General features: G+C 62.9%; 12 protein-coding genes and 1 tRNA gene. 9 read left to right on the forward strand and 4 right to left on the reverse strand.

The genetic code is table 11. The features are described from left to right. Positions 1–26: 26 nt before the first annotated feature. The gene (locus F3J44_RS22600; RefSeq protein ID WP_167276258.1) at positions 27–1,535 is read left to right on the forward strand and encodes a YdgA family protein; all 1,509 of its coding nucleotides are present in this window, start codon (positions 27–29) and stop codon (positions 1,533–1,535) included. 237 nt (positions 1,536–1,772) lie between these two features. Next, complete coding sequence (nadA, locus tag F3J44_RS22605) at positions 1,773–2,831, forward strand: quinolinate synthase NadA (RefSeq protein ID WP_167070759.1); 1,059 nt, start codon at positions 1,773–1,775, stop codon at positions 2,829–2,831. Between the two features lie 114 nt (positions 2,832–2,945). Here nadA and F3J44_RS22610 read toward each other — a convergent pair whose 3' ends face one another. Further along, on the reverse strand, positions 2,946–4,382 hold the full coding sequence (locus F3J44_RS22610; protein ID WP_167070760.1) for a M48 family metalloprotease: 1,437 nt from the start codon (positions 4,380–4,382) through the stop codon (positions 2,946–2,948). Between the two features lie 106 nt (positions 4,383–4,488). Here F3J44_RS22610 and F3J44_RS22615 point away from each other — a divergent pair, with 106 nt between their 5' ends. Together F3J44_RS22615 and F3J44_RS22620 are read left to right on the forward strand one after the other, a co-directional pair. Beyond that, positions 4,489–4,728 (forward strand): sulfurtransferase TusA family protein, encoded by a 240-nt coding sequence (locus F3J44_RS22615; protein ID WP_167070761.1) that lies wholly within the window; start codon positions 4,489–4,491, stop codon positions 4,726–4,728. Positions 4,729–4,752: 24 nt separating this feature from the next. Then, on the forward strand, positions 4,753–5,823 hold the full coding sequence (locus tag F3J44_RS22620) for an AI-2E family transporter (protein ID WP_167070762.1): 1,071 nt from the start codon (positions 4,753–4,755) through the stop codon (positions 5,821–5,823). A 143-nt stretch (positions 5,824–5,966) separates the two neighbouring features. Here F3J44_RS22620 and F3J44_RS22625 read toward each other — a convergent pair whose 3' ends face one another. Together F3J44_RS22625 and F3J44_RS22630 are read right to left on the reverse strand one after the other, a co-directional pair. Further along, positions 5,967–6,440 (reverse strand): peroxiredoxin, encoded by a 474-nt coding sequence (locus F3J44_RS22625; protein WP_167276261.1) that lies wholly within the window; start codon positions 6,438–6,440, stop codon positions 5,967–5,969. An 11-nt stretch (positions 6,441–6,451) separates the two neighbouring features. Next, positions 6,452–7,012, reverse strand: a complete 561-nt coding sequence (locus F3J44_RS22630; protein ID WP_013973793.1) for a glycine cleavage system protein R — start codon at positions 7,010–7,012, stop codon at positions 6,452–6,454. Positions 7,013–7,270: 258 nt separating this feature from the next. Here F3J44_RS22630 and dapA point away from each other — a divergent pair, with 258 nt between their 5' ends. The 5 genes from dapA to F3J44_RS22655 all read left to right on the forward strand — a co-directional run bounded on the left by dapA (position 7,271) and on the right by F3J44_RS22655 (position 10,975). Further along, positions 7,271–8,158, forward strand: a complete 888-nt coding sequence (gene dapA / locus F3J44_RS22635) for a 4-hydroxy-tetrahydrodipicolinate synthase (RefSeq protein WP_167070764.1) — start codon at positions 7,271–7,273, stop codon at positions 8,156–8,158. Positions 8,159–8,173: 15 nt separating this feature from the next. Continuing rightward, entirely contained in the window at positions 8,174–9,295 is a 1,122-nt protein-coding gene (bamC, locus tag F3J44_RS22640; RefSeq protein ID WP_167276263.1) for an outer membrane protein assembly factor BamC, read from the forward strand. Further along, positions 9,296–10,054, forward strand: a complete 759-nt coding sequence (locus F3J44_RS22645; RefSeq protein WP_167070766.1) for an MBL fold metallo-hydrolase — start codon at positions 9,296–9,298, stop codon at positions 10,052–10,054. It begins immediately after the preceding gene. A gap of 29 nt (positions 10,055–10,083) precedes the next feature. After that, positions 10,084–10,794 carry a phosphoribosylaminoimidazolesuccinocarboxamide synthase gene (purC, locus tag F3J44_RS22650; protein WP_167070767.1) on the forward strand — a complete coding sequence of 237 codons (711 nt, stop codon included), beginning with the start codon at positions 10,084–10,086 and terminating at the stop codon, positions 10,792–10,794. A gap of 91 nt (positions 10,795–10,885) precedes the next feature. Then, positions 10,886–10,975, forward strand: a tRNA-Ser gene (locus tag F3J44_RS22655). 53 nt (positions 10,976–11,028) lie between these two features. Here the strand turns inward: F3J44_RS22655 and F3J44_RS29960 are convergent. Next, positions 11,029–11,148 carry a DUF3077 domain-containing protein gene (locus F3J44_RS29960; protein ID WP_240158481.1) on the reverse strand — a complete coding sequence of 40 codons (120 nt, stop codon included), beginning with the start codon at positions 11,146–11,148 and terminating at the stop codon, positions 11,029–11,031. Positions 11,149–12,635 lie beyond the last annotated feature (1,487 nt).

Raw genomic sequence — 12,635 nt, forward strand, 5'->3', positions numbered from 1 at the left:
CCTATGGACAGCAATCGGTTCAATTCATGAAGAAATCAGTCAGTATCCTGTCCGGCTTGGCCATTGCCATCGCCGTCGTCACCACCGCAGGTGCCTGGTACACCGGCAAGCGCGTGCCCGCGGAGCTGGAAGCCGCGGTTAACCGCAGCAACGAACAGTTCAAGAAGGCGCTGGTCAACAGCGGCGGCAGCATGACCATCGAGCTGGTTTCTCTCGATCAGCATTTCTTCACCAGTACGGCCCAGTACCGCTTCAAGGCCAAGGATATCAACCTGGGCCAAGGTGAGGTGGTGGGCTTCGAGCTGGGCATGACCGACCAGATCGAGCACGGCCCATTCCCCTGGTCGCGGGTCAAGGCACTGAAGTTGATGCCCGTGCTGGCGACCAGCAGCAGTACCCTGAACAAAGATGACTTCACCGCGCCCTGGTTCGACGCGGCCGGTGACCAGTCGCCGATCAGCGCCCACACCAGCCTGGGCTTCGCCGGTGGCGTCGACAGCGATGTCGTCCTGGCGCCGCTCAAGCGCACCGACGCCAACGGCAGCAGCCTGGACTTCTCCGGCATGCACCTGGAAGTCAGTGGCGATAACGAAGGCAAAGCCTCGAAATTCCATGGCAGTGCCGACCGCCTGCAAGTGAAGCTGGTGGGCGAGGACCACCCACCGGCCACCTTCGAGCTTTCCGGCCTGAAGCTGGGCGGCAACCTGGCGGCTACCAAGCATGACGCCGTGTACGCCGGCAATGTCGATGTATTGCTGGCCGAAGCCAAGGCGACCCTTGGGGCCAAGCAGCAGGTGCTGGTGCTCAAGGGCATCGAGCAGAACCTCCTGCAAGCCCTCGACGGCCCTGATACCGTGGGCGGGCGCGTCGATTACCGGGTGGCCGAGATCACCTGGGATGGTCGGGCGGTGGGCGCGGCGCAGATGGGCGTGAGCCTCAAGTCGCTCGATGCCCCGGCCCTGCAGGCGCTGGGGCAGTGGTACCAGGCGCACTTGCCGGAGTTCGAAGCGGCCCAGGCTGCCGGGCAGCCGGTGCCGCACATCGAGATGGACGAGGCGCAGAAGGCCAAGTTCCAGGGCGACTTGCAGCAACTGCTGGCTGCCAGGCCCAAGCTTGCCGTGGAAAACCTGTCGCTGCGCACCGCCAATGGCGAGAGCCGCTTCGACTTGTCGCTGGATTTCGCCAGCCCAAGCTCCTTCGACCTGCCACCAGACCAGCTGGGCAAGCAGTTGATCACTGAGGTGAAGGGCAAGCTGTCGCTGTCCAAGCCGATGATCGGTGACCTGGCGACCCTGCAGGCCTTGCTCGAAGGTGAAACCGATGCCCAGGCGATTGCCGCGCAGTCCAGCCAGGCCGGGGAAATGGTCGGCATGATGGCGGTGCAGAGTGGCATGGCCACGGTGCAGGGCAATGACGTGGTGTCGAGCCTGCACTATGCCGATGGCATGGTCGACTTCAACGGCAAGAAGATGACCGTCGAAGAGTTCGCCATGCTGTTGGCGGCACACTTTGCGGCGATGCAGCCGGAAGGTTGACCGGCCGACCTGTTCCGGCCCTGTGGGAGCGGGCTTGCCCGCGAAGGGGCCGGCACAGGCAACACAAAAAGCGCTTTTGAATTCTCTAGATTGTCTGTAGCCTTCGGCGTCCGATAATAATCCGCGCCCGCAGAGGGCCGTGGCGGCGTGCCTGCCGTCCGGCACCCTTAGCCGATCTGCCAGGGCCGGGTGATACACTCGATTCGACGCGCGTGCGCGCCCGCAGGTCCAGCGATCATGACTCAGATTTCCGAACGCCTGTTGGTACAGGCTCACCTTGACGCCAAGCAGCCCAACCCGCTGACCGCCGAGCAGGAGGCCGAATACCGTGCGGCCATCGCTGCCGAGCTCAAGGCGCAGAATGCCGTGCTGGTGGCCCACTACTACTGCGACCCGGTGATTCAGGCGCTGGCCGAGGAAACCGGCGGCTGCGTGTCCGACTCGCTGGAAATGGCCCGCTTCGGCAAGAACCATTCGGCCGACACGGTGATCGTTGCCGGCGTGCGCTTCATGGGTGAGACGGCCAAGATCCTCACCCCGCACAAGCGTGTGCTGATGCCCACCCTGGAAGCCACCTGCTCGCTCGACCTGGGCTGCCCGGTGGAAGAGTTCTCGGCGTTCTGCGACAAGCACCCCGAGCGCACCGTGGTGGTCTACGCCAACACCTCCGCAGCCGTGAAGGCGCGGGCCGACTGGGTGGTGACTTCAAGCTGTGCGCTGGAAATCGTCGAAAGCCTGATGGACAACGGCGAAACCATCATTTGGGGCCCGGACCAGCACCTGGGCCGCTATATCCAGAAGCAGACCGGCGCCGACATGCTGCTGTGGGACGGTGCCTGCATCGTTCACGAAGAGTTCAAGTCGCGCCAGCTGGCCGACATGAAGGCGCTGTACCCGGATGCGGCGATTCTGGTGCACCCGGAGTCGCCGGAGTCGGTGATCGAGCTGGCCGACGCGGTGGGCTCCACCAGCCAGCTGATCAAGGCCGCGCAAACCCTGCCGAACAAGACCTTCATCGTCGCCACCGACCGCGGCATCTTCTACAAGATGCAGCAGCTGTGCCCGGACAAGGAATTCGTCGAAGCGCCGACCGCCGGTAACGGCGCGGCGTGCCGCAGCTGCGCGCACTGCCCGTGGATGGCGATGAACACCCTGGAGCGCGTGCTGCATTGCCTGCGCAACGGCGGCGATGAGATTTTCGTTGACCCGGCGCTGGTGCCCAAGGCGCTGAAGCCGCTGAACCGCATGCTCGACTTTACCCAGGCGGCGCGGTTGAAGCTTTCCGGTAACGCCTGAGGCCTTGGGGCCGCTTTGCGGCCCATTCGCGGGGCAAGCCCGCTCCTACAGGTAAAGCGCAGTCCTCAAGGGTAGCGCTGTAGCTGTGGGAGCGGGCTTGCCCGCGAAGGGGGCTCAACGCCCCATCATTTCCTGCACCATGCGCCGCTGTTCCATGATCTCGCGCTGGCGCTGGTCAATCTGCGAAGCCAGCGGGAAGTTGCTGCCCGAGCGACGCTTGGCGTAGTCCAGCTGCTGGATCGCCTGGTCGAAATCCCCCACCAGGGTGAAATATTCCGCCCGTGCCCGGTGCAGGCCGATGGTGTTGCCCGACAGGCCGCGTACCTCGGCCATGTCGTACCACACGTCCGGGTCATCGGGGCGGCTTTTCAGCAAGTCATCCAGTACCTTCTCGGCTTCGGCCGGCTTGTTCTGCTTCACCAGCAGGTCGGCACGCACCTGTTTGAGCGGGTAGTTGCCGGGGTACAGCCCCTGCATGCGCTCGGCGCGCTGTTGGGCGTCGGCCAGGCGGTTGTTGGTGATGTCCAGGTCGATCTGCGCCAGGTTGTAGGTGATGTCGTTGGGCGCCTTGGCCAGCAGTGGCTTGAGGTTTTCCCGCGCTTCGTTGAGCTGGCCACCTTTGATCTGCGCCAGGGCCAGGCCGTAGCGGGCTGCATCGAGTTTCGGGTCTTCGTCGAGCTGGGCGCGGAAGCGCTTGGCCGCCAGGCCCGGCGTGCCCTCGTAGGTGAGGGCGACGCGGGCGCGGATCAGCTGGTAGCGCTGGCTGTCCTCGACACCGCCCTTGGGCGCCTGCTCGGCGCGGTTGCGGGTGTCGGCGATACGCGATTCGGTGACCGGGTGGGTCAGCAGAAACTCCGGCGGCTTGGCGTCATAGCGGTACTGGCGCGCCAGGCGCTCGAACATGGTCGGCATGTTGCGTGGGTCGTAGCCGGCCTTTTCCAGGTTCTGGATGCCGACCCGGTCGGCTTCCTGCTCGTTCTGCCGCGAGAAGCGCCGCTGCTCCTGCAGGGCCGCGGCCTGGGTGCCGGCGATCATGCCGATGCCGGCGTCGCCCGCGCCCCCTGCCGCCAGCACGATACCGGCCAGCAACGCGGCCATCATCGGCAGCTGCATGCGCTGTTGGGCCTCGACGCCACGGGCGAAGTGGCGTTGCGACAAGTGCGCCAGTTCGTGAGCCAGTACCGAAGCGTACTCGCCTTCGGTCTGGGCATTGAGGAACAGGCCGCCGTTGACCCCGACGATGCCGCCGGGGGCGGCGAAGGCGTTGAGCTCGCGGCTGTCGATCAGAATGAATTCCAGGCGTCGGTCCTGCAGCTGGCTGGTTTCGGCCAGGCGGTACACGGTGGTTTCGACGTAGTCCTTGAGCTGTGGGTCGTTGAGCTGGTTGACCTGGCCGCGCAGCAGGCTCAGCCAGGCACGGCCCAGGTCGTGCTCCTGTTTCGGCGAAACGATCGCGGAGCTGGCGTCGCCCAGTGACGGCAGGTCGTCGGCATGGCCGGGAAGGGCCATCAGGCAGGCCAGCGTCAGCAGGGTAGGGCGCAGTAGATTCATGCAGAAGCTCGCGTCGGTAAAAAGGCTTACTGTAGCCGGGTCGCGCAGAGCAGACCAGTGGCGGTATCCTAGCGGCCTTTTCCGATTCGCCCTGGAGATGCATCCGATGCGTGACACCCCAACCTGCGACGCCGAACTCGACGCCAGCGGGCTGAACTGCCCGTTGCCGCTGCTCAAGGCGAAGATGGAACTCAACCGCCTGGCCAGTGGCGCGGTGCTCAAGGTGATCGCCACCGATGCCGGTTCCCAGCGCGACTTCCGCACTTTCGCCCAGTTGGCCGGTCATACCCTGCTGCAGGAAACGGCCGAGGCCGGCACCTACACCTACTGGCTGCGCAAGGCCTGAGCCTGCCCCTCCCAAGGATCGTCAATGTTCAAAGTGCTTCGCGACTGGATGCAGCGCTACTTCTCCGATGAAGAAGCGGTGGTGCTGGCGGTCCTGCTGTTCCTGGCCTTCACTGCCGTGCTCACCCTCGGCGGCATGCTGGCGCCGGTGCTGGCGGGCATGGTCCTGGCGTTCCTGATGCAGGGCCTGGTCAATGCCCTGGAGCGCCTGCGGGTGCCGACGCGGCTGGCGGTGATGCTGGTGTTCGCCCTGTTCATGGGGGCGCTGGCGGTGTTCATGCTGGTGTTGGTGCCGTTGCTGTGGCACCAGCTGATTACCCTGTTCAACGAATTGCCGGGCATGCTCGGCAAGTGGCAATCGTTGCTGTTGCTGCTGCCTGAGCGCTACCCGCACCTGGTGTCGGACGAACAGGTGCTGCACGCGATCGAGTCGGTGCGCGGCGAAATCGGCAAGTTCGGCCAATGGGCGCTGACCTTCTCGCTGTCGAGCCTGCCGCTGCTGGTGAACGCGATGATCTACCTGGTGCTGGTGCCGATCCTGGTGTTCTTCTTCCTCAAGGACCGCGAGCTGATCGGGCGCTGGGTCAGTGGCTACCTGCCACGCCAGCGCAGCTTGCTGAACCGGGTGGGCAACGAGATGAACCGGCAGATCGCCAACTACATTCGCGGCAAGGGCATCGAGATCCTGATTTGCGGGATCGCCACCTACATCGCCTTCATCAGCCTGGGGCTGAACTACGCCGCCTTGCTGGCGCTGTTGGTGGGCTTGTCGGTGGTGGTGCCGTACGTGGGGGCGGTGGTGGTGACCGTGCCGGTGACCTTGATCGCGCTGTTCCAGTGGGGCTGGGGCGACCAGTTCATCTACCTGATGACGGTGTACGCGATCATCCAGGCGCTGGACGGCAACGTGCTGGTGCCGTTGCTGTTTTCCGAGGCGGTGAGCCTGCACCCGGTGGCGATCATCTGCGCGGTGCTGCTGTTTGGCGGGTTGTGGGGGTTCTGGGGGATTTTCTTCGCGATTCCGCTGGCGACCTTGATCAAGGCCGTTCTGGATGCCTGGCCGCGGCAGGAGCCTAGCGTTTCGCCGATGCTTTGAGACAATTGGGGCCGCGTTGCGGCCCTTCGCGGGGCAAGCCCGCTCCTACAGGTGTTGCGCCGGAAATTGCACGAAGGTGCGCCGCGTTTCCTGTAGGAGCGGGCTTGCCCCGCGAAGGGCTGCAAGGCAGCCCCATCGAAAACTCAGCCTTTATTCAAGGCCTGAGCCGCCGCCAACACGGCATCCACATGCCCCGGCACCTTCACCCCACGCCATTCCTGGCGCAGCACACCGTTCTTGTCGATCAGGAAGGTGCTGCGGTCAACGCCCATGTATTCCTTGCCATACAGCTTCTTGAGCTTGATCACATCGAACAGCTGGCACAGGGCCTCGTCCTTGTCGCTGATCAGTTCGAACGGGAAGCCCTGCTTGGCCTTGAAGTTCTCGTGCGACTTGATGCCATCGCGCGACACGCCGAACACCAAGGTGTTGGCCGCGGCAAACGCCTCGTGCTGGTCACGGAAACCCTGGCCTTCGGTGGTGCAGCCCGGGGTGCTGTCCTTCGGGTAGAAGTAAACCACCACCTGCTGGCCTTTCAGCTCGGCCAGGCTGACGGTTTGGCCGCTGGTGGCCTGGGCCTGGAAGTCGGCGACGGGTTGGTCGAGTGCTACTGCCATGGTCAGGTTCCTTACATGGGGTTCTGTGGGCGCCACGGCTCGATCAGCGCATCCAGGTTCAGGGCGTCGGCGAAGTCCAGGAACTGGTCGCGCAACCAGCTGATCTGGGTGCCGGCGGGCAGAATCACGGTGAACTGGGCGTTGAGCATGCTGCTGCCGGTTTGCGGCGCCAGGTAGGTGTCGCAGGTCATGGCTTCGAGCTCGACGCGGTGGTCGAGGAAGAACTGGCACAGCTCGTTGATGATGTCCGGGCGGTAGGCCGCGCTGACATAGGCCACGTAGGGCAGGGCCTGCGGGCGCACTTCCTGGTCGGCGCTGCGCACCACGTCGAGGGTCAGGCCATGTTTCTTGCCCAGGCCCGGGAGCATGGCTTCAAGGCGCGCCAGGGCGTCCCAGCTGCCGCCTACCTGCAGCACCAGGGCGCTGGTTTCGCCGTGGCGGCTCAGGCGCGAGGTAACCACCGCGCAGCGGTTTTCGAAGGCAGCGCGGCTGAGGACGTTGGCCAGCTCCATGGGGTTGGGGCCCAGGGCGCTGATGACAAGGAATTGTTCGCGGACGGTGGGGGTGGACATGCAGCATTCCTAAAGCGATGAGCGGTCGGTGCAGGACAGAGGAAAGCCTCCGGTCGGCTGGGCCCTGGGCTCGCATGCGAGGACGGACACTGGCCGTGGAGCAGGGTCGACGGCCCGGCGGGCCGCGCTGCACCGATCAAAGCATCAAGGGTAGCGAAATAAGGCGCCGAGGGGAATGCTCCGCCTGCCTGCTTCGCTTGTGCAAGGTCGATGCCCCCAGTACCATTACCGCTCTCTTTTTCCGGCAGGAGCAGTTACATGATTGCGGGCAGTATGGTGGCGTTGGTCACACCCATGGATGCACAAGGGCGTCTGGACTGGGTAAGCCTCGACAAACTTGTAGACTTCCACCTGGAAAACGGCACCCACGCGATCGTCGCAGTCGGCACCACCGGTGAGTCGGCCACGCTGGATGTCGAAGAACACATCCTGGTCATCAAGCACGTGGTCGAGCGCGTCAAGCGCAGCAACAAGCCGATCCCGGTCATCGCCGGCACCGGTGCGAACTCCACCACCGAAGCCGTGCACCTGACCCAGAACGCCAAGAATGCTGGCGCCGACGCCTGCCTGCTGGTGGTGCCGTACTACAACAAGCCGACCCAGGAAGGCCTGTACCAGCACTTCAAGCACATCGCCGAAGCCGTCGACATCCCGCAGATCCTCTACAACGTGCCCGGCCGCACCTCCTGCGACATGCAGGCCGACACCGTGATCCGCCTGTCGAAGGTCAAGAACATCATCGGTATCAAGGAAGCCACCGGCGACCTGGTACGTGCCAAGGCCATCCTGGACGGCGTGGACAGCGACTTCATCGTCATGTCCGGCGACGACCCGACTGCCGTCGAGCTGATCCTGATGGGCGGCAAGGGCAACATCTCCGTCACTGCCAACGTCGCCCCGCGCGAAATGGCCGATCTGTGCGAGGCCGCCCTTGAGGGCAATGCCGAGAAGGCCCGCGCAATCAACGAAAAACTCATGCCGCTGCACAAAGACCTGTTCTGCGAAGCCAACCCGATTCCCGTGAAGTGGGCGCTGGTGGAGATGGGCCTGATGCACAAGGGCATTCGCCTGCCGCTCACCTGGCTGAGCGAAAGCTGCCACGACAAAGTCCGTACTGCCTTGCGCCAGTCCGGCGTACTGGTTTAAGAGGAAGTACACCGCATGAAGCGACTGGCTGGTCTTTCCGCGCTCGCCCTGATCATTTCCAGCACCAGTGGGTGTGGCTGGCTGTGGGGCGAGGATGGCTATTTCCGCGACCGCGGCAGCGATTACCTGCAGGCGCACCCCACCGCGCCGATGCAGTTGCCGCAAGATGCCGGCAACGTCAAGCGCCTTGACCCGTTGCTGCCGATTCCGCGCAACGTGGCCGACGATCACGCCACCGGCGAGTTCGAAGTGCCGCGCCCGCAACCCTTGACCGGCGGCGCCGGCCAGGTAACCGACTACAGCCTGCAACGCAGCGGCAACAGCCGTTGGGTCCTGGCCCAGCACGCGCCTGCCGAAGTGTGGCCGGTGGCTCACCAGTTCTTCGAGGACAACGGCTTCCGCATTGCCGAAGAACGCCCGCAAACCGGTGAATTCAGCACCACCTGGCAGCGTTTCGACGAACTGTCGGCCTCGCTTGGCCAGCGCCTGGCAAGCACGTCGAGCAGCAGCGATGGCGAAGTGCGCGTACGTGTACGCATCGAGCCTGGCGTGCAGCGCAACACCTCCGAGGTGTACATCGTCAGCGCCGAACGCCCGGCCGGCAGCACCGCCGATGTTGCGTTCCCATCGTCCTCGGCCAACACCGGCGCCGATGCGCTGCTGGTCGACGAAATGCTCGCCGGCATGAACCGCAGCGCCGAGAAGGGCGGTTCGGTTTCGCTGCTGGCCGCGCGCGACTTCGACGCGCCTAGCCGTGTCAGCCTGAGCGAAGACGGCAGCGGTAACCCGGTGCTGTTCCTCGGCTCCGACCTGGACCGTGCCTGGTCTGGCGTGGGCCGTGCCCTGGAGCAGGGCGGCGAATGGCGCGTCGAGGACATCAACCGCAGCCTGGGCCTGTACTACATCAACCTGTCGGAAAAGCCTGAAGACAAGCAAGGCGAGCCTGGCTTCTTCAGCCGCATGTTCGGCAGCGAACCGACCAAGGAAGAGCGTGAAGCCCGCGCCGAGCGCTACCAGGTGCGCCTGAGCAAGGTGGGCGACAGCGTGCAGGTTACGGTCGAGAAGAACATCAACACCGTGGCCCCGGCCGATATCGCCCGCCGCGTGCTGAGCGCCATCCAGGACCACCTGGGCTAAGTGCGCTTCGCGGTACTCGGAAGCGGCAGCCAAGGGAACGGCACGCTGATCGCCAGTGGTGACACGTTCATCCTGGTCGATTGCGGCTTTTCCCTGCGTGAAACCGAGCGGCGCCTGGCGCTGCTCGGGGTTTCGCCAGCGCAGTTGAGCGCGGTATTGGTAACCCACGAGCATGCCGACCACGTGCATGGGGTGGGGTTGCTGTCGCGGCGCTACAATGTACCGGTCTACCTCAGCCAAGGGACCTTGCGCGGTATGCGCAAGCCGGTGGAGGTGGCCGGTTTTCTCGCTTGTGGCGAGCAGCTGCAGGTTGGCGAACTGCAGGTCAGCGCCGCGCGGGTCGAGCACGACGCCTACGAGCCGCTGCAATACGTGGTCAGCGATGGCCGCCGGCGTTTCGGCATGCTCACCGATCTGGGCTCGTACGATACGCTGCTGCTGGAGCGCTACCAGGGCCTGGACGCACTGCTGATCGAAGCCAACCATTGCCGCGACCTGCTGGCACGCGGCCACTACCCGGCTTTCCTGAAGCAACGGGTGGGTGGCATGCAAGGACATCTGAACAACCACCAGGCCGCGCGCCTGGTGCAGGAGTTGGGCTGGAGCAACCTGCAACATCTGGTGCTGGCCCACCTCAGCAGCAAGAACAACCTGCCACACTTGGCCCGCCAGTGCTTCGTCGACGCCCTTGGGTGCGACCCAGACTGGCTCCAGGTGGCCAACCAGGAACACGGGCTCGACTGGCGCGAAATCGCCTAGCCCAACACCTCAGCAAGCGGAGCCCAATCATGGAAAAACGCGACGAACTCTACCGCGGCAAGGCCAAATCGGTTTACAAGACCGACGACGCCGACCGCTTGATCCTGCTGTTCCGTAACGACACTTCGGCATTCGACGGCAAGCGCATCGAACAGCTCGACCGCAAAGGCATGGTGAACAACAAGTTCAACGCCTTCATCATGCAGAAGCTCGAAGAAGCCGGCGTGCCGACCCAGTTCGACAAGCTGCTGGGCGACAACGAGTGCCTGGTGAAGAAGCTGGACATGATCCCGGTCGAGTGCGTGGTGCGCAACTACGCCGCCGGCAGCCTGGTCAAGCGTCTGGGCGTGGAGGAGGGCATCAAGCTGGAGCCGTCCACCTTCGAACTGTTCCTGAAGAACGACGAGAAGGGCGACCCGTTCATCAACGAATCCCACGTCGTGGCGTTCGGCTGGGGCACTGCCGAGCAGCTGGCTGAAATGAAGAAGCTGTCGCTGAAGGTCAACGAAGTGCTGAACAAGCTGTTCGACGACGCAGGCCTGCTGCTGGTCGACTTCAAGCTGGAATTCGGCGTATTCCACGGCCAGATCGTGCTGGGCGACGAGTTCAGCCCAGACGGCTGCCGCCTGTGGGACAAAGAAACCCGCAAGAAGATGGACAAGGACCGCTTCCGCCAGGGCCTGGGCGACGTGATCGAAGCCTACGAAGAAGTTGCCAAGCGCCTGGGCGTGCCGCTGTAAGCGGCGCGTTCACGCAAGCGCCTGATACCACGTGATTTTTTTTGAAAAAAGGTTTGCCTTTTAAAAAAACGCTGGTATGATTCGCGGCATTGGAGAGATGCCGGAGTGGTCGAACGGGACGGATTCGAAATCCGTTGTACTGGCAACAGTACCTAGGGTTCAAATCCCTATCTCTCCGCCATACAAGATGAAGCCCCTGGAAACGAAAGTTTCTAGGGGCTTTTTCGTTGTGGGCTAGATTTTTTTGTTCATTCCAAGCTCCGCGTCATCGAGCAGGGCCTTGGCCAGTGCGTTCAGGTAATGCGAGGCCCAGATCAGTTTCTGGTCGTCTTCGAGCAAACCGGTCAGGGTCAAGTCGCGGGGGATGCAACAGCGGTTGGGTCTGGTTTTCGCCCTGGTAGTAGCGGGTTTTGCCTACGGTGGTGGGGCGCTGCGGGTTGTTGGTGGTCATTGGTTTTCTCCCTGAATCATTTCTGTTGCCTGATCGGGCCTCTTCGCGGGGCAAGCCCGCTCCTACAGGGTTGGCGCCGCCTTCAGGTATGGCGCTGGCCTGTAGGAGCGGGCTTGCCCCGCGAAGAGGCCCGAACAGGCGCTACTTCACTCAAGCCGTTTTAGAGGTCCGGATCAGCGTGTCTTGCAGGATGTGAGATGAATCGAGGGAGTGGGGTGAATCGGGTACTAGCTTGCGCATAAAAGCTCCTGGATAAGTGGAGCCGCCTGGCTACGCTGTCAAACGAATGGAGACAGCTATACACGGGTTGACAGACCGGTTACCCAAGAACCCGGCGCACACGAATGTGCCCCATGTATAGCCGCCATAAAGTGCAGCGAAGGAAACTTGAATAAGACGGCCTGTCAAAGCCGGTCGTTGAATGGCAACGACGGACCGAGCCTAGGCCGCTATCCAGGTGCACGCAATGGTTTGGCAGGTCAGGGAGTATGATTCAGAAATGGACTACAAGGTATGGGAAAAATCTGAAGAAAAGCGGTTTCTCACATGCTCAGATTCTTGTTTTTCTAGCACCTTGTTACATAGTCGAAAACGGTTGACGGGCCTATCCGCTTTGCCCAAAATTATCAGCGAGGGCTCAATAAGAGCAGGACTGACCTGGATCATGGCGATATCGTCAGGTCAGTGTGGATTGTGCGAGTCGCCACTCGTACGGTAGCGGTAACCAGCATGCTGGTTAGCTTCCGACCCCTTTCAGGAATCATCCTGGACGTGCTAAGCAAGCGCTGCGACTACCAGCCCTCCTGAACCTCAAAAAAGGCACCTATGGTGCCTTTTTTGCTTTCAACGTGCCGACCCGAGTGCCGCTGCGGGCACGATGTGCCTTGAATGCAGTGACGACAGAGTAGAAATTGATGCCAGCGCTATCAGCCTGTGGTGATAGTACTGCGCAACCTTTGGCGCCTCGCACAATGGCCAGGCGATAACCCTCCCTGGTTTGATGAAACTCGCATAACACCTGCGCGCCTGGACTGATGATGCTGGCCACGAACGCAGGCACGCCCTCAATGCTTGAGCACCCCCATTTCGGCAGCTCGTGAGCATGTCCCGACCAAATGTGGTTAACGCCAAACCCCCTGCTAAAGCCAAAGTGCCTGCCCACACGCAGATAGATATCCCCGCCCGGTAAGGAGAGATTTCGGCTGCTGTATGGCTCGATATGGCCGTAGCTGAGATCGCCCGTGACTGGATGCGGTACGCGGTGATCTTGGTTTAGATTTGCATAATCCAGTAGTAGGGCGTGGGGATTGAACACAGACAATTACACCATCCTCGGCGGTGGCGTATCACTGTGGGGGTGACCGCCGCTCGTTGACTTGTCAGCAAGGGG

Source organism: Pantoea sp. Tr-811 (assembly GCF_011752535.1).
In the GTDB taxonomy this organism is placed as follows: Bacteria; Pseudomonadota; Gammaproteobacteria; order Pseudomonadales; family Pseudomonadaceae; genus Aquipseudomonas.

Coding starts and splice junctions, on each gene's coding strand:
- F3J44_RS22600 (WP_167276258.1), top strand. CDS start 27: ATGAAGAAATCAGTCAGTATCCTGTCCGGCTTGGCCATTGCCATCGCC.
- nadA (WP_167070759.1), top strand. CDS start 1,773: ATGACTCAGATTTCCGAACGCCTGTTGGTACAGGCTCACCTTGACGCC.
- F3J44_RS22610 (WP_167070760.1), bottom strand. CDS start 4,382: ATGAATCTACTGCGCCCTACCCTGCTGACGCTGGCCTGCCTGATGGCC.
- F3J44_RS22615 (WP_167070761.1), top strand. CDS start 4,489: ATGCGTGACACCCCAACCTGCGACGCCGAACTCGACGCCAGCGGGCTG.
- F3J44_RS22620 (WP_167070762.1), top strand. CDS start 4,753: ATGTTCAAAGTGCTTCGCGACTGGATGCAGCGCTACTTCTCCGATGAA.
- F3J44_RS22625 (WP_167276261.1), bottom strand. CDS start 6,440: ATGGCAGTAGCACTCGACCAACCCGTCGCCGACTTCCAGGCCCAGGCC.
- F3J44_RS22630 (WP_013973793.1), bottom strand. CDS start 7,012: ATGTCCACCCCCACCGTCCGCGAACAATTCCTTGTCATCAGCGCCCTG.
- dapA (WP_167070764.1), top strand. CDS start 7,271: ATGATTGCGGGCAGTATGGTGGCGTTGGTCACACCCATGGATGCACAA.
- bamC (WP_167276263.1), top strand. CDS start 8,174: ATGAAGCGACTGGCTGGTCTTTCCGCGCTCGCCCTGATCATTTCCAGC.
- purC (WP_167070767.1), top strand. CDS start 10,084: ATGGAAAAACGCGACGAACTCTACCGCGGCAAGGCCAAATCGGTTTAC.